The 23,072-nt window shown below is 67.0% G+C and carries 16 protein-coding genes, 1 tRNA gene and 1 pseudogene; 5 read left to right on the top strand and 13 right to left on the bottom strand.

The window, feature by feature from the left end; translation table 11 throughout:
- Positions 1–237 precede the first annotated feature (237 nt).
- Positions 238–1,683 (bottom strand): phytoene desaturase family protein, encoded by a 1,446-nt coding sequence (locus tag HCT51_RS01665; protein ID WP_166879793.1) that lies wholly within the window; start codon positions 1,681–1,683, stop codon positions 238–240.
- The gene (locus HCT51_RS01660; protein WP_166879795.1) at positions 1,680–3,110 is read right to left on the bottom strand and encodes a lipase maturation factor family protein; all 1,431 of its coding nucleotides are present in this window, start codon (positions 3,108–3,110) and stop codon (positions 1,680–1,682) included. The genes HCT51_RS01665 and HCT51_RS01660 overlap by 4 nt, the downstream gene beginning before the upstream one ends.
- 162 nt (positions 3,111–3,272) lie before the next feature.
- Here HCT51_RS01660 and acs point away from each other — a divergent pair, with 162 nt between their 5' ends.
- Together acs and HCT51_RS01650 are read left to right on the top strand one after the other, a co-directional pair.
- The gene (acs, locus tag HCT51_RS01655; RefSeq protein WP_166879799.1) at positions 3,273–5,237 is read left to right on the top strand and encodes an acetate--CoA ligase; all 1,965 of its coding nucleotides are present in this window, start codon (positions 3,273–3,275) and stop codon (positions 5,235–5,237) included.
- A 170-nt stretch (positions 5,238–5,407) separates the two neighbouring features.
- Positions 5,408–6,421, top strand: coding sequence for a hypothetical protein (locus HCT51_RS01650; RefSeq protein WP_166879802.1), 1,014 nt, complete (start codon positions 5,408–5,410; stop codon positions 6,419–6,421).
- 99 nt (positions 6,422–6,520) lie between these two features.
- On the opposite strand, the gene HCT51_RS01645 is transcribed toward HCT51_RS01650, so the two are convergent.
- Positions 6,521–6,982, bottom strand: a complete 462-nt coding sequence (locus tag HCT51_RS01645; RefSeq protein WP_166879806.1) for a RidA family protein — start codon at positions 6,980–6,982, stop codon at positions 6,521–6,523.
- 14 nt (positions 6,983–6,996) lie between these two features.
- Positions 6,997–7,137 (bottom strand): annotated as a pseudogene (locus HCT51_RS01640) (DUF4177 domain-containing protein); the annotation flags it as partial.
- Between the two features lie 50 nt (positions 7,138–7,187).
- Between HCT51_RS01640 and HCT51_RS01635 the strand changes: the two are divergent.
- From HCT51_RS01635 to HCT51_RS01625, 3 genes are all read left to right on the top strand, one after another.
- On the top strand, positions 7,188–9,767 hold the full coding sequence (locus tag HCT51_RS01635) for a transglycosylase domain-containing protein (protein ID WP_166879812.1): 2,580 nt from the start codon (positions 7,188–7,190) through the stop codon (positions 9,765–9,767).
- Positions 9,767–10,738 carry a metallophosphoesterase gene (locus tag HCT51_RS01630; RefSeq protein WP_166879815.1) on the top strand — a complete coding sequence of 324 codons (972 nt, stop codon included), beginning with the start codon at positions 9,767–9,769 and terminating at the stop codon, positions 10,736–10,738. Before HCT51_RS01635 ends, HCT51_RS01630 begins: the two co-directional genes overlap by 1 nt.
- Before the next feature lie 29 nt (positions 10,739–10,767).
- A tRNA-Pro gene (locus HCT51_RS01625) sits at positions 10,768–10,841 on the top strand.
- A 58-nt stretch (positions 10,842–10,899) separates the two neighbouring features.
- On the opposite strand, the gene HCT51_RS01620 is transcribed toward HCT51_RS01625, so the two are convergent.
- The 9 genes from HCT51_RS01620 to HCT51_RS01580 form a co-directional block, all read right to left on the bottom strand.
- Positions 10,900–12,066 (bottom strand): IS481 family transposase, encoded by a 1,167-nt coding sequence (locus HCT51_RS01620; protein WP_191413703.1) that lies wholly within the window; start codon positions 12,064–12,066, stop codon positions 10,900–10,902.
- Between the two features lie 130 nt (positions 12,067–12,196).
- Positions 12,197–12,811 carry a thymidine kinase gene (locus tag HCT51_RS01615; RefSeq protein ID WP_166875845.1) on the bottom strand — a complete coding sequence of 205 codons (615 nt, stop codon included), beginning with the start codon at positions 12,809–12,811 and terminating at the stop codon, positions 12,197–12,199.
- Positions 12,811–13,491 (bottom strand): response regulator transcription factor, encoded by a 681-nt coding sequence (locus tag HCT51_RS01610; RefSeq protein ID WP_166875849.1) that lies wholly within the window; start codon positions 13,489–13,491, stop codon positions 12,811–12,813. The genes HCT51_RS01615 and HCT51_RS01610 overlap by 1 nt, the downstream gene beginning before the upstream one ends.
- Positions 13,481–14,617, bottom strand: a complete 1,137-nt coding sequence (locus HCT51_RS01605; protein WP_166875852.1) for a hypothetical protein — start codon at positions 14,615–14,617, stop codon at positions 13,481–13,483. Before HCT51_RS01605 ends, HCT51_RS01610 begins: the two co-directional genes overlap by 11 nt.
- A complete protein-coding gene (locus HCT51_RS01600; protein WP_166875855.1) occupies positions 14,614–15,825 on the bottom strand; it encodes a sensor histidine kinase in 1,212 nt (403 codons plus the stop codon). The genes HCT51_RS01605 and HCT51_RS01600 overlap by 4 nt, the downstream gene beginning before the upstream one ends.
- Positions 15,826–15,914: 89 nt before the next feature.
- Positions 15,915–17,501, bottom strand: a complete 1,587-nt coding sequence (locus tag HCT51_RS01595; protein WP_166875858.1) for an Rv2578c family radical SAM protein — start codon at positions 17,499–17,501, stop codon at positions 15,915–15,917.
- Positions 17,502–17,532: 31 nt separating this feature from the next.
- Positions 17,533–18,867, bottom strand: coding sequence for a diacylglycerol/lipid kinase family protein (locus tag HCT51_RS01590; RefSeq protein WP_166875862.1), 1,335 nt, complete (start codon positions 18,865–18,867; stop codon positions 17,533–17,535).
- A 69-nt stretch (positions 18,868–18,936) separates the two neighbouring features.
- The gene (locus HCT51_RS01585; RefSeq protein ID WP_166875865.1) at positions 18,937–20,499 is read right to left on the bottom strand and encodes a right-handed parallel beta-helix repeat-containing protein; all 1,563 of its coding nucleotides are present in this window, start codon (positions 20,497–20,499) and stop codon (positions 18,937–18,939) included.
- Positions 20,483–23,041 carry an IPT/TIG domain-containing protein gene (locus HCT51_RS01580; protein ID WP_166875868.1) on the bottom strand — a complete coding sequence of 853 codons (2,559 nt, stop codon included), beginning with the start codon at positions 23,039–23,041 and terminating at the stop codon, positions 20,483–20,485. The genes HCT51_RS01585 and HCT51_RS01580 overlap by 17 nt, the downstream gene beginning before the upstream one ends.
- Between the last annotated feature and the right edge of the window lie 31 nt (positions 23,042–23,072).

Below are 23,072 nucleotides of genomic sequence, written 5' to 3'. Positions count from 1 at the left end.
CGTCAGACGCTGAGAACGGGTTCTGGGAAACCGCCCGTTAAAAGAGAGGGGCGGCGCCTGTTGGGGGGAACCGGCGCCGCCACAGCAGCGCCAGATTGGGGGGAATCAGGGGCGCTGCAATCCGAACTTTGATTCGGTGCCACCCAGTGTACCCCAGCGCTCGCTCGCCGCGGCCATGTTTTCTGCAATTATCGGCGGGCACTCAGGTAGGCCTCACGGCCCTCCCACACTGCCCCGTCACTCACCGATTCCAAGCCGGGGCGGCTGCGTGATTCCGAACACATCGCGCAGCGCCAGGCGGGCGGCGTACCACCCATTCATGCCGTGCACCGCCGGCCCGGGTGGCGTTGCCGCCGAGCACAGGTACACGCCCGGGATCGGGGTGCGCCACGGCTTGGTCGACAGCACCGGCCGCTGCACCAGCTGCCGCAGGGTCACTTGACCGCCGAGGATGTCGCCGCCCACGTCGTTCGGGTTGTATTCGGCGAGCCGGGCCGCGGTCGTCGGAACGCTGACGATCACCGTGTCGCGAAAGCCGGGGGCGAACCGCTCGATCTGCTCGGTGATCACCCGGGTGGCGTCGACCGACGAGCCCAGCGGCACGTGCGTGTAGGCCCACAGCACCTGGTGCCCCTCCGGCGCCCTGCTGTCATCGAGCACACTCTGTTGCGTCAGCAGCACGTACGGTCGCATCGGGTGCCGGCCGCGGCGCACCGCGTTCTCCGCCTGCGCGATCTCGCGCCGGCTGCCGCCGACATGCACGGTGGGCGCGTGGCGCACATCGGGATTGCTCCACGGCACCGGCGCGTTCACCGCGAAGTCGACCTTCGCGATGGCGGCCCCGTACCGGTAGTTCTGCAGCTGGCGCAGGTAGCGGCGGGGCAGCGGAGCGAACGCGGCCAGGAACCGCACCGATGTGTCCAGCAGCACCACCTTGGACGGCTCCAGGTCATCCAGGCGCTGCACATTCACCCCGGTCTCGATCCGCCCGCCGTGCTCCAGCAGGTCCGCGGCGAGCGCATCGGCGATGGCCTGCGAGCCTCCACGCGGGTACCCCCAGCCGTGCGCGTGGGCGTGGGTGGCGAGCAGGAGCCCCGCCCCGGCCGCCGACAGCGACGGGATCGGAGCGGCGGCGTGCGCGGCGACACCGGCGAGCATGGCGGGTGCCACGTCATCCCGGAACCGGATGTGTCTGCCCAGGCCGCTGCCGTACTCCAGCACTCGCAGCGCGTAGCGGGCGGCCGCGATCGGGTCGTGCGGCATCCGCAGCAATTGCGAACCGGTGAAGTCGACGACACCGCCAATGCTGTCGACGAGAGGCCTGAACAGCCGCCGCCAGGCGCGGCCGTCCACGCCCAGGCCTGCCGCGGTGCGATCGAGGTCGCGCCAGGCGATGCCGGCGCGACCGTGATCCAACGGGTGCGCGTACGACACCTTCGGTACCAGGAACCGCACCCGCTCCCTCAGCTCGAATGCCCGAAAGAACGGGGAGGCGAGCGCGGCCGGATGCACGGCCGAGCAGACGTCGCTGAGATAGCCCGGCATGGTCACCTCGGCCGAGCGCAACCCGCCGCCGATGGTGTCTGCGCGTTCGAGCAGGTGCACCGACAGCCCGGCGCGGGCCATGGTCACCGCGGCGGCCAGCCCGTTGGGTCCGGATCCCACCACGGTCACGTCGATCATCGCCGGCCGTCCAACGACAGCGCCGGCACGAACTCGTCGACCGGTTCACGCACCCACCAGGCGCCGGTGGCCCGCTTCTGCGCGCGGGTCGTGAAGTGGTAGACGAACAGCCGCGCCCGCACCGCGTGCGGCGGCCGGCCGTGGAACGGGTCGACCCGCAGCAGCCGCAGCGTCCGCCGGTCGGCCTCGAGCAGACGCACGAGGAAGGCGACGAACCAGCGCTCCGGGCCGCCCCGCAGCGGCAGGAACCACATCAGCCAGTCCAGACGCAGGTGATACGGGGCGAACTGCCGCGGCATCCGCATCACGTCGCCCGGTTTGCCTTTGAACTGGTACTCCCGCCAGTCCGCGGCATCCGTCGGCTCGGCGGCATCCGTGCCCTCCACGATCACCTCGTAGCGCGGCCGGGTGATGCTGCCGAATGCCCCGTACGCGTTGACCAGGTGCCAGCCGTTGAAGCTGGCGTTCATCAGCTGCCGCCGCGAGACCAGGTTGCGCGCCGGCCAGTAGCTCAGCACCAGCATGAACGCGGTGGCGGCGAGCACGATCACGATCCACCAGATCGGGGCGGATGTCGCGGCGCCCCAGTCCAGCGGAATCGCCGGCACCAGCGCGTGCGCCACCGAATCGCTGACGGCCCCGAACGCCAGCACGATGGTGAGCCAGTTCAGCCAGGCGAAGTTGCCGGAGATGACCAGCCAGAGCTGGGTGAAGATGATGATCGCGGCGGCGCCGCTGCGCACCGGCTGCGGGAAGAACAGCAGCCACGGCACCACCAGCTGCGCGAAGTGGTTGCCGAGCACTTCCAGCTTGTGCACCGGCTTCGGCAGGTGGTGTGCGAAGCGGCTCACCGGGTTCGGCATCGGCTGGGTCTCGTGGTGGTAGTAGAGCGCGGTGAGGTCGCGCCACACCCGGTCTCCGCGCATCTTGATCATGCCGGCGCCGAACTCGAGCCGGAACACCAGCCAGCCGGTGAGGATCAGGATCGCGGTCGGTGGTGGTACCGCATCCGATCCGAGGAACGCCACCAGGAACCCGGCCTCCAGCAACAGGCTTTCCCAGCCGAACGAGTAGAAGGTCTGCCCCACATTGACGATAGAGAGGTACAGCCCGTACATCGAGAGGAAGACGATCAGCGGCAGCCACGGCGGGCCCAGCTGCGGCAGCCCGGCCACCACGGTCACGGCGAGCGCTGCGCCCACGATGGTCACCGCCATCAGCAGCCGGTCGGAGTATCGCCAGCGGAACAGGGTCGGGCCCCGCCGGTGGTACTTCAGCAACTGGGTGACGGGCAGCAGGCCGTGCTCGCCGAGCAGGGCACGGAACTGGGCGGCCGTCGACAGGAAAGCGATCAGGTAGATCGCGGCGACACCGCGTTGCAGCACCTGCCGCGCCAGTTCGTAGTCGTTCGCATTCAGCCAGTCCACGGTGCGCCTCTGATCCGCTTGAGTGTCCGCTCGCTCTCCGCTCGCCTTCACGCTAGGCCGCGACGGCGGGTCGATCAAGGGATGACCGACGGCGACATCACCGGCGGCCGAATAGGATCGAGACGTTCAAAGACGAATTGACAGAAGGATAACGCAGCCCTCATGAACGCGATCGACAACCTGTTGCACGAGAACCGCCGCTTCGCCCCGACGCCCGAGTTCAGCGAGAACGCCGTCGCCAACTCCGCGCTGTACGACCGGGCGCGCGCCGACCGGCTGGAATTCTGGGCGGAGCAGGCGCGCGAGCTGCACTGGCAGACCCCGTTCACCCAGACACTGGACTGGAACAACGCCCCCTTTGCGCGGTGGTTCGCCGACGGCCGATTGAACGTGGCATACAACTGCCTCGACCGGCACGTGCTCGCCGGCAACGGCGACCGGGTGGCGCTCCATTGGGAGGGCGAGCCGGGCGATTCCCGCAGCATCACCTACGCGGAGCTCACCTCCGAGGTGAAGAAGGCCGCGAATCTGCTCACCGCGTTGGGCGTGCGCGCGGGCGACCGGGTGGCGATCTACCTGCCGATGATCCCGGAGGCGGTCATCGCCATGCTCGCCGTCGCCCGGATCGGCGCGGTGCACTCGGTGGTGTTCGGCGGCTTCAGCGCCGAATCGCTGCGCACTCGCATCGACGACGCCAGCGCCAAGCTGGTGATCACCGCTGACGGCGGATACCGCAAGGGCAAGGTGTTCCCGCTGAAACCCACCGTCGACACGGCGCTGGCCTCGGGTGATTCCACCGTGCAGCACGTGCTGGTGGTGCGGCGCGGCGGCAACGACGTGGCTTGGACCAAGGGCCGCGACCTGTGGTGGGACGAGGAGATCGCCCAGGTCGACGCCGACCACGTGGCGAAGGGCTTCGAGGCCGAGAACCCGCTGTTCATCCTGTACACCTCCGGCACCACAGGCAAGCCGAAGGGCATCCTGCACACCTCCGGCGGCTACCTCACGCAGACCGCCTTCACCCACCGGGTGGTGTTCGACCTGCATCCGGAAACCGACGTCTATTGGTGCACGGCGGATGTCGGCTGGGTCACCGGGCACTCCTACGCCGTCTACGGGCCGCTGGCGAACGGCGCCACCCAGGTGATGTACGAGGGCACCCCAGACACGCCGCATCCCGGCCGCTGGTGGGAGATCGTCGAGAAGTACGGCGTCAGCATCCTGTACACCGCGCCGACCGCCATCCGCTCGTTCATGAAGATCGGGCGGGAGCACCCGGAGAAGTTCGACCTGTCGTCGCTGCGGGTGCTCGGCTCGGTCGGCGAACCGATCAACCCTGAGGCGTGGATCTGGTACCGCGATGTCATCGGCGGCGGCTCCACCCCGGTCGTGGACACCTGGTGGCAGACCGAGACCGGCGCGATCATGATCTCGGCGCTGCCCGGGGTCACCACGACCAAGCCGGGGTCGGCGCAGGTGCCGATTCCGGGCATCTCGGTCGACGTGCTCGACGACGACGGCAAGCACGTCGGCAACGGCAACGGCGGGCTGCTGGTGGTGACCGAGCCGTGGCCGGCGATGCTGCGCGGCATCTGGGGCGACCCGGAGCGCTTCATCGAGACCTACTGGGAGAAGTTCGATTTCGAGGGCACCCCGCAGCGCCGCATGTACTTCGCCGGCGACGGTGCCCGCCTCGACGAGGACGGCGACATTTGGCTGATGGGCCGCGTCGACGACGTGATGAACGTGTCGGGGCACCGGCTCTCCACCGCCGAGATCGAGTCGGCGCTGGTGTCGCACCCGATCGTGGCCGAGGCCGCGGTGGTCGGCGCGGCGGACGAGGCCACCGGTCAGGCGGTGGTCGCGTTCGTGATCCTGCGCGCCAGCCAGGCCGAGGCGCAGACCGCGGACGAGGCATCCGTCCTGCTGCGCGCCCACGTCACCGAACAGATCGGGGCGATCGCCCGGCCGAGCAAGGTGTTCGTGGTCGCGGAACTGCCGAAGACCCGCTCCGGCAAGATCATGCGGCGCCTGCTGCAGGATGTCGCGGAGGGCCGCGAGATCGGCGACACCACCACGCTCGCCGACACCTCGGTGATGCAGATCATCAGCTCAACGCTGAAGTAGGGCGCGCGGCGGCGCGTCTGCCGCGAGCGCGCCCCAAACGGCCGAGAGCTCCAGCCGCGGCGGGCGCGCTCGGCCGTTTTCGGCGCTCTCGCAGATGATGGGCGCTGCGTGGCGCCTCCTCTCCACCCCGCTCCCCTGTCGCCTCTGCACAGTTGCCGACCGAGATCGGCATGACCAACCTCGCTGGTGGGAACATCGGCGACATGCCTGACCTGACCGCGCCCGAACTGACAACGCCGCAACTGTTTCTCAGCCGCATGGCCGAGGCCGTTCACGCGGATCGCGACCTGCGCCGGGCATACGAGCGCGGCGAGTACGTGCGCATCCTGCCAGGAGTCTTCGTCCGCAAGTCGGACTACGCGCAGCTCAACTACGACGCGCGGTACCGGCTGAGGGTTCAGGCCGCCGCCCGGCACACACCGGGCACGCAGTTCTCCCACGACTCCGCAGCTGTCATGCTGCGGATGCCGACAACCGGACCGTGGTCGAAGTCGCTGCACGCCCTGGCGCCGCGCGCGGATGGCGGCCGGTCGACTTCGCTCGTGAGTCGGCACTGCGTGGATCTCGATGCCAGCCCGCTCGAAATCGACGGCGTGACCGTCACATCACTGGCCCGCACCGCGGTCGACATCGCGGCGTCGCAGCCCTCCACGCGTGCCGTGGGGATGGTCGACGACGCACTCCGGCAGCCCGACCCGCAGAACGTGGACGACGTCAGGGCGCGGTACGGCATCGCGCAGGCCACGAAGGCAGAGATGCACGCCATCCTCGACGCGCAGGAATCCGCTCGCGGAAAGCGCAAGGCGGCCACGGTCATCGACTTCGCCGATGGATCGTCTGGGTCGGTTTTCGAATCCCGAAGCCGCGCGGCAATGCACCTGCTGGGGATACCGGCGCCGCTGTTGCAGGTGCCGTTCTACGACGAAGACGGGCTTATCGGGTACGTCGACTTCTATTGGCCCGACCTCAACGTGATCGGAGAAGCCGACGGGTTCGACAAGTACCGGAACCCCAAGTTCTTGCGCGGCCGCACTCCCGAGCAGGCACTTCGGGATGAGAAGGACCGCGAGAACCGGCTCAGGCGCCAGGGCCCCTTGGTCGCTCGCTGGGATCCTCCGATTCTCAGTGACCTGCGCCGATTCGTCGCGAGGCTCGCACCCTTCGGCATCCGCCCCACGCGGTGATTGCCGCCACCACGGTGAGCGCGGTGAAAACGGCCGAGCGAGCCCGCCGCGGCGGGCTCGCTCGGCCGTTTCGGCAGCGCTCGCGGGTTCGCGGGTTCGCTACGCGAACTCGAGGACCAGCTCCACCTCGACGGGCGCGTCGAGCGGCAGCACGGCCACGCCCACGGCAGAGCGGGCATGCTGGCCAGCGTCACCGAAGACGTCGCCGAGCAGGTTCGACGCGCCGTTGATCACGCCGGGCTGGCCGGTGAAGGCCGGGTCGGATGCCACGAAGCCGACGACCTTCACGATGCGGGTGACCCGGTCGAGCGACCCGATCACCGAGTGTGCAGCGGCGAGGGCGTTCAACGCGCAGGTGCGGGCCAGCTCCGTGGCCTGCTCAGCGGTGACCGTGGCGCCCACCTTGCCGGCCAGCGGCAGGGCTCCGTCGACGAACGGAAGCTGCCCCGACGTGAAGACGAGGTTGCCCGACACGACGGCGGGCACGTAGGCGGCGACCGGCGGAACGACCACCGGAAGGGTCAGTCCGAGTTCGGCCAACCGAGCATCAACCTGGCTCATTCTGCGACCTTCTCCCGCTTGAAGTAGGCGACGAGTCCACCCTCTGGGCCTTGCACGACCTGCACCAGCTCCCAGCCCTGCTCACCCCAGTTATTCAGGATCGCGGCCGTGTTGTGCACGATCAGTGGCGTCGTGAGGTACTCCCATGTGCGCATTGCTGGTTTCCATTCAGGTTGTGGGGCGGATCTTCCCGTACCCTAATCGTATGTCTGCCCAAAAAACGAAGCGCTCCGGCGTGTTCGGAGCCATCCTGGGAATGCTCGGTTTCAGCGGTCTCGCTGGCCTGCTTGTTGCCATCATGGTCACCCCCGCTATCGCCGTGACGGGCATGACGGCCAACAACTCGATCGGCATCTTCAACGAGCTGCCCGAGTACGCCACCCTCGGCGAGGACCTCGCGCAGCGGGTCACCCTCTTCGGCAAGCAGGATGGCGCCGACGTTCCGTTCGCGACCATCTTCGAGACCAACCGCGAAGAGGTGGCCTGGGAGCAGATCTCGCAGTACGCGAAGGATGCCGCGGTCTACGGCGAGGACGTGCGCTTCTACGAGCACGGTGGTGTCGACACCCAGTCGGTCGTGCGAGCGGCTCTCGGCTACCTGGGCTTTGCCGACACCGACAGCGGCGCGTCGACGATCACCATGCAGCTGATTAAGAACATCAGCGTCGAGCAGGCGAACCAGATGCAGGACCAGAACGCGAAGGAGAAGGCCTACAAGGAGGCCACCGCTCCGACCCTGGATCGCAAGCTGAAGGAGATGAAGCTCGCGATCGGCCTGGAGAAGGAGTACGACAAGCAGACAATCCTGCTCAACTACCTCAACATCGCGCACTTCGGCGGCGTCACCTACGGCATCGAAGCCGCAGCGCAGCGCTATTACGGCATCACCTCCGCCGACCTCAACCCGGCGCAAGCTGCCAGCCTGATCGCGATCGTGCAGTTCCCGAACAGCCGCAGCCTCGACAAAGAGGAGAACTTCGAGAACAACAAGGTTCGGCGCGACTACATCCTGAACCAGATGCACAAGTACAACACGATCACCAAGGAGCAGCTCGACGAGGCCCTGGCCACGCCGATCCAGCCGAACCTGCAGCCTCTGAAGACGGGCTGCATGAACGCCAGCGTTGCCCAATACTTCTGTGACGCCGTGGTCAAGGAGCTGAAGGCCAACGAGGCCTTCGGCGCCACCAGCGAGGAGCGCAACAACGCCTTCCGCAACGGCTACGACGTCTACACGACCCTCGACCTGAACATGCAGAACCATGCTCAGGCCACCCTGTCGAAGTGGGTTCCGTCGAGCGACGAGCGCTTCCAGCTCGGCTCAGCGTCGACCGCCGTCGAACCAGGCACCGGCCGCGTTCTATTCATGGCCCAGAACACCGGTTTCAACGACACCCTTGCCGGCGGCGGGCCGGGCACCACCTCGGTGAACTATTCCACCGATCAGAACCGCGGCGGCTCCTCCGGATTCCAGGCGGGCTCGACGTTTAAGGTGTTCACGCTTGCGGAATGGTTGAAGGCCGGCCACGGGCTCAACGAGCATGTCTCCGGCTCGTTGCGCACGTACAACATCCGCGACTTCGTCTACTGCGGCGGCCCAACCGGCCAGAACGGGTGGAAGCCGAAGAACGCCGGACCGTCCCCGTCGAGCGTGAGCGTGCTGAACGCCACCGCGGACTCGGTGAACACCGCGTTCCTGAACATGGCCACCGAGATGGACCTCTGCGACATCGAGAACACGGCAGCATCCTTCGGCATGCACCCGGCCAATGGCAACCAAGACCCCGAGGGCATGATGGAGAAGCCGTCGTCGGTGATCGGTGGCGCTGAGACGTTCTCGCCGCTCACCATGGCCTCCGCCTTCGCCACCATCGCCGCCCGCGGTCAGTACTGCTCGCCGGTGATGATCGACAGCGTGGTCAAGTTCAACGGCGAGACCCTGACACCCCCGGCCACCCAGTGCAACCAGGCCGTCGACCCCGAGATCGCTGACGCGATGATCTACGCGCTGAAGCGCGTGTTCACCGAGGGAACCGCCACGATGGCGCGGGTGGGTGACGGCACCCCGATCTTCGGTAAGACCGGATCGACGGACAGCTACAACCAGACCTGGCTCGCCGCGGCGACGAGCACCGTTGCCAGCGCGACCTGGATCGGCAACGTCGTGGGCGAGCAGCGTCTGAACAAGACCAACATCGGCGGCCAGACGGGGTCGAACATCCGTTTCCGCATCGGCAAGGAGCTGTACAGCGTCTTCAACGACATGCGTCCCGGTGAGAACTGGCCAGAGCCCAAGGCCAATTACCTGAGCGGCAACAACAGTCCGGTGCCGGATGTCACGGGGCAGACCCTCGAGCAGGCGAAGAGCCTGATCCAGAGTCTCGGCTTCAAGTTCGCCGACGGTGGTGCGACCGCATCCGCTGCCGAGGTCGGACGTGTCGCACACACCGATCCGGGCGCCGGCGCCAGCGTGCCGCGCGGCCGCACGATCACCGTGTATACAAGCGACGGATCGCTCGCCACGGCGATGCCGAATGTGGTCGGCAAGGAACTCAGCGTCGCACAGGCCGACCTCGCCGCGGCCGGATTCGATCCGGCCAAGGTGACGGTCAACTACCGCGGCGGCGAGCAAGGCGGCACCTGTGTCGTCGAGGCCAGCGACCCCGCCGCCGGCGCCGGAACATCGAAGGCTGCCGCGGTCACCCTGACCGTGGTGTGCACTGGTGGCGGTGGCAACGGCAACAACGGGGGCGGCAACAACAACAACAAGGGCCCCGGTCAGTAATGGCTTCCTCAACGGGTGGGCGTAACGCGGCGATCGCCTCGGCCGCTGTCATGGCCGTCGGAGCTGGCGCGTTCGCCTACGGCTCGCTGATCGAACGGAACGCGTTCCGGGTTCGCCAAGAGTTCGTGCCGGTGCTCGAGCCCGGTGCCCGCCCACTGACGGTGCTGCACCTGTCGGACATGCACATGGCGCCGTGGCAGACGGCCAAGCAGAACTGGATCCGCTCGCTCGTGCGCTACGAGCCTGACCTGATCATCAACACCGGCGACAACCTCGGGCACGCGGAAGGTCTGGTCGGTCTGGAGCGGGCGCTTGAGCCCTTCCAGGATGTGCCCGGCGTGTTCGTGCACGGGTCGAATGACTACTTCGGTCCGGTGATGAAGAACCCGCTGCGGTACTTCACCGGGCCGTCGAAGCTGCGGCAGCGGTCGGCGTCGCTCGACACCGACGCGCTGGAACGGTACTTCGAAGACACCCTCGGTTGGCTGAGCCTCAACAATTCCGCCAGGGCGATGACGATCCGCGGCTCCAACCTCGAGTTCTTCGGAACCAACGACGCACACCGGGGCTGGGACCGTCTGGACATGCTCGCGGGCGCCATCGACGAGATGCGTGAGAATGTCGGCTGGCAGGATGACGTGAACACCCCGGAAACCGTCACGATCGGCGTGACGCACGCGCCGTACCAACGAGTGCTTAACTCGTTCGTCACGAACGGTGCCGACATGATCTTCGCCGGGCACACTCACGGCGGCCAGGTGCGCGTGCCCGGTTACGGCGCGCTGGTCACCAACTGCGACATCCCGCACGGCAAGGCGCAGGGGCTCAGCACCTGGCATCACGCCCGCAACTCGGCGTACCTGAACGTATCGGCCGGCCTTGGCACCAGCATTTTCGCTCCGGTGCGCTTCGCGTGCCCGCCGGAAGCCGTGGTTGTGACATTCACCGCGTCAGATATCGGGTATTCTTGACAAGTTGCCAGTGCAAACTGGAGGGACATCGGGGTATGGCGCAGTTTGGTAGCGCGCGTCGTTCGGGACGACGAGGTCGCAGGTTCAAATCCTGTTACCCCGACAGTGTCATGTCGCAGGACATCGTTCATAGATGTCGCAAGACATGGTTCACAAAACCCTCACTCTTCGGAGTGGGGGTTTTGTTGTTTCTGGGGTTGGTAGTCGCGGGTGGGGTCGAGGATCAGTTCGCGGAGCAGCTGTCCGGTGGTGGTGGCGATGACCCGGATGTGCCGGTCGTGGACGAGGACCTTGACGCGGGTGTGTTTGTGGGCGCGGCCGATGCCGATGTGGTGCAGTTTGGAGTTGTAGCGAAGCGTGATTGAGCCGGTCGCGTCGACGCGGTCTTCTCGGATCCGCCAGTGCCCGTCGACGGTGCCGGAGGGGCCCGCTTTTCCGAGTGCGGAGTAGGCCTGGGCTGGTGTTTTTCGGGCCAGTGAGCGGTGCGGGCGCTGGGTGTTGTAGTAGTCCCGGAACTGGTCGAGGTGGTGTTGGAGCTCGGCGATGGTGCTGGCGGGAGGCTGTTTGGCGAGCCAGTTCTTCATCGTCTGTTGGAACCGTTCGACCTTGCCTTGGGTTTGCGGGTGGTTGGGTCGGCCGTTCTTCTGGGTGATGCCGAGCAGGCGCAGGTCGTTCTCGAAGGCGTTCTTGCCGCCGCGGACGCGGGTGGTGAACACCAGCCCGTTGTCGGTCAGTGTGGAGGCGGGCGGCCCGTATTCCTGGATGTTTCGGCGGAAGTCGGCGACCACGATCTGGCCGGTGGTGACGCGGTTGGCGGTGACCGAGAGGGCGAGTCGGGAGTGGTCGTCGAGGAAGGTCAGGATCTCCACTCCGGTGGAGTCGGCCAGGTGCCAGTGGGTGAAGTCGGATTGCCAGGTCTCGTTGGGCAGTTCGGCCTGGAACCGAGTGTAGGAGGAGCGCGGGCGCTTCCGGGGTTGCGGAGTGATGAGGTCGTGGCGGTCCAGGATTCGCCAGATCGTGGCGACCGAGGGAACGGTGTCGAATCGGGTGCTCAGGTGGAAGTGGATGGTGTGTGGGCCGGCGTCATGGCCTTGCGCGGCGAGCTCCCGGCGCAGTCGGAGGATCTCCGCTTCGATCTCCGGCTTGGTCTTGGTTGGGTTCCTTCTCGGCCGGCGGGAGCGTGGCTCGATGGCGTCCCAGCCTCCCTCGAGGTATCGCCGCACCAGGGTGTGCACCCATCGGGAGGAGACGCCGTAGTCGCGGGCGACGTCGGCCTTTGACCGGCCCTCGAGAACGACACTGGTCACGATGATTCGGTTTTTCGTCACATCCGAGAAGTGTGAACGATGTCTTGAGACATAGGTGAACTATGTCCTGAAACCAAGCACTGTTACCCCGACAGAAAGTGAAAGGGCCGCCCAGCAGGGCGGCCCTTTCGCGTTGAGTAAGGGGCAGCGGCTAGTGCCGCGCGGCCAGCTGCCCGCCGCTCTCCTGGAGGTAGCAGGCGGCGCACAGCGACTCGTAGGTGACGTGCGCGCCGTCGATGGCCACCTGGTCGCCGTCGAAGATGAAACGCCCGTCGATCTGCCGCGCGTTGAACACGGCCTTGCGTCCGCAGCGGCAGATGGTCTTCAACTCCTCCAGGGAGTGCGCGATCTCCAGCAGGCGGCGACTACCGGGGAACGCCGCGGTCTGAAAGTCGGTTCGGATGCCGTAAGCCAGCACCGGCACATCATCAAGCACGGCGATGCGGAGTAGATCGTCGACCTGGCTGGCATTGAGGAACTGCGCCTCGTCCACCAGCAGGCACGCGACATCCTGACCAGTGGTGTTCTTCACGTTCGCGCGCTCGGCGGCGAACAGGTCGCGGATGTTGTCGTCGGCGCCTACGGTGAAGTCGACAAGCCGGGTGACCCCGAGCCGGGACACGATGGATGCCTCGCCCTTGGTGTCGATGTCCGGCTTGGCCAGCAGCACGGTCTGGCCGCGTTCTTCGTAGTTGAAGGCGGCCTGCAACAGCGAGGTGCTCTTGCCGCTGTTCATCGCCCCGAACCGGAAATACAGCTTGGCCACTACTGCAGGTACCCGTCTTCGGCGGCGCGGCGGATGAGCTCTGACTTCTTGCTCGCCGGTCGGCCCACCCGCGAGTACTTCTCCCGCACCCGGCGCAGGTAGGTCTTCGCGGTCTCATACTGCACGTTCATCTGGTGGGCGACCTCGCTGGTGCTGAGGCCCCGCACATACAGCCGCAGCGCATCCTCTTCGCCGGCACTCAGCTTGGGCCGCACCGGGTTGGTGGCGCCAACCGGCAACGGGCGCCAGTCCTTTTGCAAGCTGCTGTCGCGGGCCACGCCCATGATGCCGCGCGCGGCATCCATCACTTCGCCCATGCCCATCGTCTTGGGGAGGAACGCGACGGCTCCGGCCTGCAACGCGCGTTCGCGGGCTTCGGTGGTGTCCAAGCCGCTGAGCACGATCACGGTGGCGCCGGCCGCGCGGCAGGTGCGCACGCGGGCCTCAATCGACACCGGTTCGTTCAACTGGAAATCGATGAAGACGAGGTCGGTCGGGAAGTTGTCGCTGTGAACCATCTCGATCCACGTGCTCGCGCTCAGCACGAGGTGAAAATCCGGCGCATTCTGGATGATCCAGCTGCTCATGCTGTCCAGCAGAACCTCGTGGTCATCGAGAATGGCGAGGCGCACCCGCCGGGTGGCCTGAGCGGCACCCTCACTCACATCGCTAATGACCATAGGAGAAGTTTAGTCTGCGCGCGGGACCGATACCGGTGACGGTCAGGTCACCGAAAACCATGCGAAGCACCGCAAAGTACGGGGCGAATTCGGAGCGCACCGTGAACTCCGGGCCGCGGATGGTGACCGCGACATCCGCCACGCAGCCACTGCCGTCAGCCGCCCGGATGACGATCCGAAATCGGCGCGGGTCGAAGCCGGGATGGTGAAGCGCCGCCACGACAAGCGCGCGCAGCGCCGTGCGCTGGTCGGTGTCCATGCGCTCCGCGTTCCCGTCGGGATCGTCGAGCGCGTCGGGCAAGCCGCTCTGCGCAAGCGTTGATGCCAGCCAGCTGCGGCCGACCTCGGCCACCATCACCGACCGAAGCGTCTGCGCGATGCGGAGCGCCTCGATGCGGTCGGCCTCGGTGAGCTGGCCACGCGCCACGAGGGTGGACAGGTACGGCACGACCTCCCGGCTGAGCACGGTCACGTGTTCCTGCTGCACCGACCGTGCGATCGGGTCGCGCCACTCGTCGGCGAGTGCCGTGGCCGCCCCCGCTGCTCGCCGGTTCCACCCCTGCAGCGCGTCGACCATCACTGCGGTGAACGCGGACGCCCACCCGGTGAGGACCAGCACGGGGGTGACCGCCACCACCACTTCGATGGCGTGGGGAAGCTGAGAATCGCCGGGGGCGTATTCCACCGCCATCACCAGCCCGATCACCGCGCTCGAGAGCAGGCCAAGCGCCACGATCTCCTTCACAGGTCGGAACGGAGACTGCGCGACAATGAGCAGCCCGAGCACGATGGGCCCCCAGTCGTCGCGCGGATGTCGGAGGACCTCCCAGGTCGACACCGCATTGAGTGTGACTGCACCCATGCCGAGCAGGAGCACCAGCAGGTTGGTCGATCGCGAGTACGGCGCGCGCAGCGGATCGGATGCCAGCACCATCACGGTGCAGGCGACGACGAGCAGTCCGAGCGCCGCCCAGGCCGCCTCGGGCGAGCGCAGCTCGTCGCGGTGCGTCCAGGTTGCGATCCCTGCGTAGACGATGGCGAACGCGCCGACGGTGATCGCCATGCCCCGCGCCGACAACCCGCTGAGCGGGTCGAACCGCTGCATGGTGAGTTCGGACGCGCTCATCTGCCGTTCACCTGCGGGGTGGTGTGCGCGGCGGGCACCTGCATCATCACCGACGTGCCGCGGCCCGGGGTGGACCACACCCGCACCTGGCCGTCGACGGCCTCGATCCGGCGGTGGATGGAGGTGCGCATGCCCAAGCGGTCACCGCCGGTGTTGTCCTGCAGGAAGCCGCGACCGGTGTCGATCACCATCACCGCGACATCCGTGTCCGTGCCGTAGATCGCGACCTGCGCTCTGTCCGTTCCGGCGTGTTTGAGAACATTCACCAGACACTGCTTCACGGCCAACGCGAGAGCGGCGCCACGCTCGACGCTCAGGCGACGCACCGCGGCGATGTCGCCGGTGGTCTCCACGTCGAGACCCAGCCGTCGACAGTCGTCGATGGCGGCGCTCAGTCGCCGCTGCTGCTCGCCGTCGGTGGCCGGGTCTGCGGGGTCCTCACCGAGTTCGCGCAACCAGTCGCCGCCGATGAGCAACTCCAGGTCGCGCTGCAGTTGTGTGCGCAGCCCCGCGCTCACGCGGCCGGGGGCGGATGCCGCGACCGCGGCGAGGGAGTTCAGCACGGTGTCATGCACCAGCGCGGCGGCCTGAGTTTCGATGCGGGTGCGCAGCCGTGACAGCTGCTCGTCGCGGGCGGCGAGGTGCAGGGTGGGGCGCGCGAGCCGGGTGGACCGGCGGTTTGCCGCGGACGCGGCGATCAGCGCGAGCGTCACCGCGAAGAGGATCAGCACCGACACATCGACCTGCGCAGTCGCTGGCGTCTGCGCCACGGCGGCCAGGGTCGCCGCCTCACCGGCCACGTACCCGGCGACGCACCAGAGCAACCGCAGCCGGATGCGAGGCGCGGGAGCCGCCACCAGGATCAGCGCCATTTTCGGCAGCGCGAGCAGGAACGCATCGCTGGTGGCCACCATCGCGTATTGCGCGGTGACGGTCAGCGCGAACCAGTACACGCAGGCGGCGCCGATCACGAGGTATGCGCCAGCGGCGAGCGGCGTAGGCCGGCGTTCGAGCAGAACCAGCAGCACCATCATCGGGATGAGCGCAAGCATCGCCGGCCAGAGGATGAGACCGATGCCGGACAACTGCAGGATGCCGAGGATGAGAGCGGCGACCGCGAGGCACACGCCGGCTGCCGCGTGAGAGGCGCGCGTCACAGCGCGGACGAAGGTGCTCTCCGCGAGGTGGAGCGGCAACCCGAACGGCATGAAACCTCCTGAGGCGTCGGCCCAAGAATTATGACAGCGGTTCAAGCCCGGGTCGACCCCCTTGTCTACCCCCGTCGACCCGGTTTCCCCTAGAACAGCGTCGGCTGCGCCCCCTGCATCGCCCGGGCCGCCATGCTGGGCGGCAGCTCCTCGGCGATCAGCGACGCCCGCTCGCCGTCGGCAGTGCGCAGCAGGCCAAGGGCCGCCGACCGCACCCCGCCGGTCGCAGGGTCTTCTCGGCCACGCTGCAGCCCGTGCTTGTGGATCAGCGGTTTCATCCGCGCGGCCAGCCAGCTGCGGTAATCCTTCGGCGCATATGCGGTGCGATACATGGCCCGGTACTTCGAGCCCAGTTCCGGAAACTCCCGGTCGAGCCAGAGCATGTACCAGTCCTTGACGTCGGCCCGCAGGTGCAGCGCCGTGTACAGCACGCTGGTCGCTCCCGCCGCCTTGATCTGTCGCAGCGCCTCGTCGAGGTGGGCCGTGGTGTCGGTGAGGAACGGCAGAATCGGCATCATGAACACGCTGCAGTCCATGCCGGCGTCGCGCACTGCGGTGACAGTGGCCAGCCGCGCCGTGGGCGTGGGGGTTCCTGGCTCGATGGACTGTTGAATGCGGTCGTCGAAGATCGCGATGGACATGGCGACGTCGACCGGAACACGCTCACTCGCTTCGGCGAGCAGCGGGATGTCGCGGCGCAGCATCGTGCCCTTGGTCAGGATCGAGAACGGCGTGCCCGACTCGGCGAGCGCCGCGATGATGCCGGGCATCAGCCGGTAGCGCCCCTCCGCCCGCTGGTACGGGTCGGTGTTCGTACCGAGCGCCACCGGGTGGTGTTCCCAGCTGGGTTTCGCGAGTTCTTTGGCCAACACCTCGGCCACGTTCACCTTGACGATGATCTGGCTGTCAAAGTCTTTGCCGGTGTCGAGGTCAAGGTACCTGTGAGTGGAGCGAGCGAAACAGTTGTGGCTGATCACGCCGTTCGCGATGAAGTCACCGGTTCCGGTAGTGATGTCATACATGTCGATGGGACCACCCCGAAGCGGCACGATCGACACAATCTGAAGCCGCGCGTCGGATTTCACTGCGGCGCCATCGATGCTGAGTGTGACGCCGCCGAGGCCGGTTGTACCGAAGCCCATGAGCTTGTTGTTCGTCGTGAGGTAGGGACGGGTGTCGGGCCCGGACATGGCACCGGTCACGTGTTTCCAGCCCCGATCGCTGAGGAACCTGTGATCGCCGCTTGCGACGAGTTCGGTGCCGTCGGCCAGGGTGATCAAGTACCCCGGCTTACTCGTCTTCCAGTGCGCCAGCACGGTTGTCTTCACATATCGTCGGTGGCTGCCGCGAACCTCGGTGCCGTAGATCTCATCACCGACGCGCACGTCTTGCAGGGGTTTCTGATTCCCGTCGCCCATCAGCACGAAGGTGTCGCCGCTGAGGCAGTACACACAAGAATGAGTGCAGCCCCGATAGGGGTTGATGGTCCAGCCGAAGGGCATCGCGCTGGGGCCCGGCACGTGGTTGAGCGCGCTCTTGGCGAGGACCTCGTAAAAGGTGATGCCGTCAAACTCGGGGGTGCGCACCGTGCGCACCAGATTGTTCAGCTTGGCGAGCCCGGGCAGTGCCCCGTCCTGCTCCTGCTCCGTGTTGACCTGCTGACCGCTCCACCGCATGCAACTATTCGAACACATGTTCGAATCTGGGTCAACCGCGCCCTGCCAGCTGGAGCAGTCGAATCCAGTCGACCGGACGTCTGGCCGGGAGAACGCCGGGACGGTTCCGGGGTACCCGAACCCGCAGCGCCCGGGGTGTGATCGTGCACCGCACGGGCGTCGGGACGATGAGCGCCTCACCGTCGATGCCGATGGGGATCTCCGCCTCGTCCGCGTCGACGACGACCTCGAGACCGGTGTGTTGCGTCAGTCCGTTCTGGTGTGTCCGGCGCAGCAGGCCGACAGCCTGTCGCGCGCTGCTCACCGAGATCGTCACCACTCCGAGGGTTCCGCGGTCCAGTCGTGGCCGACGGCCCAGCCCCGCCAGATCGTGTGTCTCGTATGGCCCGTTGCTCACCAGCACGGCCTGCGGCTTCTCGATCGTCACGCCCCCGACGCGAGCGAGCAGCCGCGCCCCGGTGTGCCCGCCGATCAAGTCCGGGAGCATCCGCAGAACCGTCCCGGTCTTGTCGTCTCGGTACGCCGGGCTTTGCACCACCTCGGCGTAGGCGCCGAAGGAGGCGTTGTTGACGAAGGTGCGCCCATCGACGTCTCCGAGGTCGATTCGGAGTTCGAGCCCGTCCGACAGGGCGTCGAGGCACCTGGACGGATCCGCGAGGTCCAGTCCGAGATCGGATGCGAAGTGGTTGCGGGTTCCGGCACTGATCACCAGGAACGGAAGGTCATGCTCGGCAGCGATGCCCGCGACCAGAGCCTGCGTACCGTCACCACCGGCCACGCCGAGGAGGTCCGCCCCCTGCTCCACCGCTTGTCGGGTCAGCGCCGCGACGTCGACGATGCCGGGCCCCTCGAGCAAGGCCACCTCTGCACCGAGCGCCTCTGCTTGTTTCTTGAGGTCGAACTTGCCCACCTTTCCCCCGCCCGAGCGCGGATTCATCACCAGAAAAGCGTTCTTGGGCGGCGGAACCGGATGCTCGGGCATGGCCCACTCCGCGCGGTCGCGGCGGAGGGCTGCGCGGCCACAGACACCGGCCAGCACCGCCAGCCCCAGAGCAAGCAACACCACCCACAGGAGCTGCGCGCGAATGAGAAGGCCGAGCACGACGAGGGGAACCACGATGACGATCCCCAACCAGATCCAGCGCAGCGCGCCTCGGGTAGTGAGGAACCAGAAGAATGCGGCGATCCCCACCACGAGAGCGCCCACCACCACGAGCAGCAGCGTCACGGTTTTCAGTCCAGCGAACACCACGAGCACGACAGCCGCGGCAAACGCGGCAAGGAACGCCGCCCTGGCCAGCCAGCGTTGGCCCGGCGATGCCGAATTCGCGGATGGTGCGGAGCCTTGCTGGTTGTGGAGCGCCATTGCCGGTACCTCCCGGAAAACTCGCGCATGTCTGCGTCGACATCCGCTTCACTCTGTGACCCTCTAAATCTACCGAGGGTGGCGGCGTACGCGCGCGTCAGGACGAACTCTTGCGAGCTGGCGCAAGCCCAGCACCGCCGGGATGCCGAGGATCGCCGCCCACAGCACGAGCAGCGGGTTCCACCGGAACACGCGGCCGATCACGGTGATCAGGTCCTCATCCCGCACCGCTTCGCCCGCGATCGCCATCGGAGCGGAGGCGTCCTGCAGGTGATTGTTCGTCAGCGCAGCTGCCCCCTGCTCGCTGAGCGCGATACTCGCCCAGCCGCCGGTGATCACGTTCTCGGCTACCGTGACTCGCCCGGCGTTCGCGAGCACGTCGACGCCGGCCAGGGCGTTGTCGACCAAGCGATTGTCGTGGATGAACGCCGAGGCGCCGTTCTTCACGCGCACACCGACATGATTACGTTCGACCAGGTTGTCGACGATGACCGTGCCGGAGCCACCCTCGATCTCGATTCCGCTGCCGTCGTTGTCGTAGGAGTGATTGCGGATCAGCGTGTTGTCGTTCGAGGGAAGTCGCCTGGCCGCCCCGTATTCGGAACCCTCGGTGCGACCGTCATCGATCATGAAGCCGTGGCCGCGATTGTCGTAGGCGACGTTGTCGCGCAGCACGTTGCGGTCGCAGCCTCGCGAGAAGATGAACCCGTGCCGACCGTTGCCGTGAGCAACGTTGCCCTCGACCAGGAAGTCGTTGCTCAGGTCGTGTGGGTCAAAGCCGTACGCCGTGTTGTTGGCGAGCGTGTTGCCGATCCAGCGCATGCCCCGCGCTTCGTAGGTGTACGCGCCGAACCAGTTGTTGTGCAGTACAGAGTTGCTGACGTCGCCCAGCGCCGGGTCCGGCGGTTGACCGACCACGTGCTCGGCGCCGCGCCAGGCCATGCCCGAGCTGGTGCCGGTGCCGAAACCCAGGTATCCGATGTCGGCGTAGGCGATGTCCATCCGACCGCCGAGAGTGAGTATGAATGACCGCCCATCATCTGGATTCTCGTCGACAGCGCCCGCCACGGGATCCCAGGACGACACCTTCAACGGCGTCGTCCTGGTTCCGCGCACGTCGAGTGTGCCGCCGCGGGCGATGATGGTGGCGAATCCGTCGGGTGAGCTCAGGAGTCGAAGTTCAGGGCTGGCAGCGCCATCGATTATCAAACGAGCACCGTCGGGAATCTCAAGACTGGCCCGCAGCAGCACCGCATTGTCCATCGTCTCGAAGGCGTCGGGGAGGAGCCCCTGCACCTCCGTCAGGCTGTACGGTTCAGCGCGCGGCGGGAGCAGAATCGTCGGGATCGGCTCCGGAAACTGGGCAGGCAGCAGTTGCGGCCCGGCGTACAGCGCCGCGGCGTACAACGGCGCGTTCGCAGTTACCCTGCGGCTGCGCTGCAACTCCCTGGCTTGTAAGGCATTGAGGATTCCGTCCTTCGGCAGGGGCACCGGGTTGTAGGCGGGAGGACCGGGCGGGGGCTGCGGGGGGCTGTACATCGCGGCCGAAATGGCAAGGACTGCCGGCAGGAGTGCGAGTAGGAGCAGGGCGACCAGGAGCCGCCGCGGGGTCAGCTCAGCCCTGACCGACATCGAGTGAGACCTCGCTTCGAATCTCCTGCTGGCCCTGTACCCGCTGGCCTTCCTGGCGGGTAAGCCAGCCCTGCTTGTTCATCGTGATCCCGGCCCAGAGCTTGATCGGCAGCGCGATGACAGCGATGGTGAGGGCCACCAGTGGGGCCAGCACAATCTCCCGCGGGTTCTCCATCAGGTGCGACATGCCACGAAGGGCTCGGCCCCCGATCGCCCAGGCGAGCACGATTGCCGCAGCGATCCAGCCGCCCTCCCGGATCCAGCTGGTGGCGTACCAGATCGTCGCCCCCATCGAGATCGGGGTCAGCAGGATCTGCAGGACGGTCACCTGCGTGACGAAGGGCTGCCCCCACAGCCAACCCTGCGATGCCGCGGTGAGGTAGCAGCGGTAGGAGTTGCGGCTCCATCGAACTCGCTGGCGCAGGAAGGCCTTCAGATCATCGGGGAACATCGAGTCGGCCTGCGCGGTGTCCTGATGCACTGTGGTGAAGCCCGATGCCAGAACCAGCCAGGTGAGCCGACCGTCGTCGCCGGCCACGCACTGGCGCCCAAGGAAGATCTCGTGTTCGAGCGCCGGCAGGAGCGGCGTGATGGCCGAGCGTCGGTAGGCCGCCGTGCGTCCCGAGAGGCAGGCGACCCCTCCTCGTCGTGACATGGCGGGCACGTAGTCGAGGTACCGCGTGTTCAGCATCCAGTACGCAACCCGGCGCCAGACGTTGGTCTGCGGAAGGTACACGTGCTGGCGGCTGCCGACACCGCCGACCTTCGGGTCGACGAAGGGCATCTGCAACGAGGCGAGCATGCCCGGGCGCCATTCTGTGTCGGAGTCGGCGAAGACCACGACTTCGCCGGTAGCCCGACGCACGCCCGCGCCGAGGGCACCCCGCTTGCCGGTGTGATGCCATTCGAGAATGTGCACTTTCTCGAAGTTCAAGCCATGCAAGTGCTCGAGCAGGGCATCATCCAGATCGTCGACAACGAGGATGACTTCGGTCGGGTCTTCCCGCAGCCAGGTGCGCAGGCAGCGTTCGAGGACGTCCGGGTCTTCTCTGTAGACCGGCACGACCACGGATGTCGTGGTGCGAAAGTCGTTCTCTACGACACGGTAGCGGTGACGGGCGAGGAAGCGCCGGATGAACCAGACCGACCACGACAGGATTCCGATGACGCCCAGAGGCCAGTAACTGTGCACCGTCGATTCCGCAACCACGGGCGGGGCTTCGTAGTCGAAGCTCACGGACTCCGGAGCTTCCGCGCTGATGCCAGTGTCCGTGGTGACTGTCACCGGCACCTCGCCAACGGTTGTTCGTTCCGGGGCTTTCACGCGCAGCTGCGTGCCTGAGATGACCTCCAGATCGCTGCCCTCCTCACCACCGAAGGTCACCTCTGACACCTGCTCAAGGTTCGCCCCGCGCAGAGTGACCATCGTTCCACCCTCGGTGGTCCCGGTGTCCGGCGAGGTGGACGAGATCACCGGGGTCGCAGCGTAGACGAACGATCCATCCGGCACCGGAACGGTCGTGCCACCGAGCGTGGTGACGCGCACGTCGACAGGACCGGGGTGCTGCCGCGGCGGGGCAACGACGCGAACCCTGTTCTGGTTCATAGTGACGATCTGGGCAGGGGTGTCGCCGAACGTCACGGAACTCGCCCCGTTAAGCTCGGTGCCCGAGATCAATACGAGCGTGCCGCCAAGGTCACTGCCCGCCGAGGGCGTTACACGCGTGAGGGCGGGGATGGGTACGAACCGGAAATCCACCGGGGAATCTCCCGCGCTGCGTCCACCGGCGGCCGTGAAGACACGCACGTTGACGTTGCCGTCGTTGCCCCGCGCGGGGGTCGTCACCCAGAGTTCGGTGCTTGAGACCACTTGGATGTCGGTTCCGCGAATGCCACCGAAGAGCACCTCGTCTGCGCCGAGGAAATGTTGCCCGGTGATCTGCACCCTCGTTCCACCGACGATCGAACCCGCGTTGGGGGTAGCACTCGTGAGAACGGGATCGACTGCCCGCGCGACTCGAGGCTCGGATGCGCTGGAAGTGGTGGGCGGCGCCGCGGGGGCGGGCGCCGGCACACGTGGTGCTTGCGGGGCGGGAGCTGGAGCAGGCGCTGGGACGGGGGCCGGCGCCAGCTCGGGCGTGGGCTCAGCCTTCGGTGCCGGCTGCGGCTCCACCTCGGGTGCTGGGTCCGTCTCCAGCTCCGGTTCCGACTCATTCTCCGACTCCTCCTCCTCCTCCTCCTCCTCCTCCTCCTCCGCTGTTGGTTCCGGCTCAGGGTCCGGTTCGGGTTCGGTCGTTTCCTCCGGAACGGCGGTCTCATCAAGATTTTCGTCGATCGCGTCACCGTCGTCTGGTGCGATGTCGGCTGCTGCCGCGCTCGGGGGCGTTGCGATCAGCACCGGAGAGGCGAAGAGCAGGAGCGCGGCGGATGCGGCACCGAGGACTTCACAGGCACGAGGCAGCCGACGCGCTCCATCCTGACCCCCGCGCAGGTCGCTCTCGGGGGTACAAATGCGGGTGCGGGTGCGGCGGTGCCAGATCATGGGGTACGTCGGTTAACTCGTGAACGCGAGC

This window comes from Salinibacterium sp. ZJ450, from assembly GCF_011751885.2.
Classification (GTDB): domain Bacteria; phylum Actinomycetota; class Actinomycetes; order Actinomycetales; family Microbacteriaceae; genus Ruicaihuangia.
This window is presented reverse-complemented; position numbering and strand designations above follow the sequence as displayed.

Excerpts from the sequence above, each read along its gene's own strand:
- HCT51_RS01665 (WP_166879793.1), bottom strand. The coding sequence starts at position 1,683 with ATGATCGACGTGACCGTGGTGGGATCCGGACCCAACGGGCTGGCCGCC.
- acs (WP_166879799.1), top strand. The coding sequence starts at position 3,273 with ATGAACGCGATCGACAACCTGTTGCACGAGAACCGCCGCTTCGCCCCG.
- HCT51_RS01650 (WP_166879802.1), top strand. The coding sequence starts at position 5,408 with ATGACCAACCTCGCTGGTGGGAACATCGGCGACATGCCTGACCTGACC.
- HCT51_RS01645 (WP_166879806.1), bottom strand. The coding sequence starts at position 6,982 with ATGAGCCAGGTTGATGCTCGGTTGGCCGAACTCGGACTGACCCTTCCG.
- HCT51_RS01635 (WP_166879812.1), top strand. The coding sequence starts at position 7,188 with ATGTCTGCCCAAAAAACGAAGCGCTCCGGCGTGTTCGGAGCCATCCTG.
- HCT51_RS01630 (WP_166879815.1), top strand. The coding sequence starts at position 9,767 with ATGGCTTCCTCAACGGGTGGGCGTAACGCGGCGATCGCCTCGGCCGCT.
- HCT51_RS01610 (WP_166875849.1), bottom strand. The coding sequence starts at position 13,491 with ATGGTCATTAGCGATGTGAGTGAGGGTGCCGCTCAGGCCACCCGGCGG.
- HCT51_RS01605 (WP_166875852.1), bottom strand. The coding sequence starts at position 14,617 with ATGAGCGCGTCCGAACTCACCATGCAGCGGTTCGACCCGCTCAGCGGG.
- HCT51_RS01600 (WP_166875855.1), bottom strand. The coding sequence starts at position 15,825 with ATGCCGTTCGGGTTGCCGCTCCACCTCGCGGAGAGCACCTTCGTCCGC.
- HCT51_RS01595 (WP_166875858.1), bottom strand. The coding sequence starts at position 17,501 with ATGCGGTGGAGCGGTCAGCAGGTCAACACGGAGCAGGAGCAGGACGGG.
- HCT51_RS01590 (WP_166875862.1), bottom strand. The coding sequence starts at position 18,867 with ATGGCGCTCCACAACCAGCAAGGCTCCGCACCATCCGCGAATTCGGCA.
- HCT51_RS01585 (WP_166875865.1), bottom strand. The coding sequence starts at position 20,499 with ATGTCGGTCAGGGCTGAGCTGACCCCGCGGCGGCTCCTGGTCGCCCTG.
- HCT51_RS01580 (WP_166875868.1), bottom strand. The coding sequence starts at position 23,041 with ATGATCTGGCACCGCCGCACCCGCACCCGCATTTGTACCCCCGAGAGC.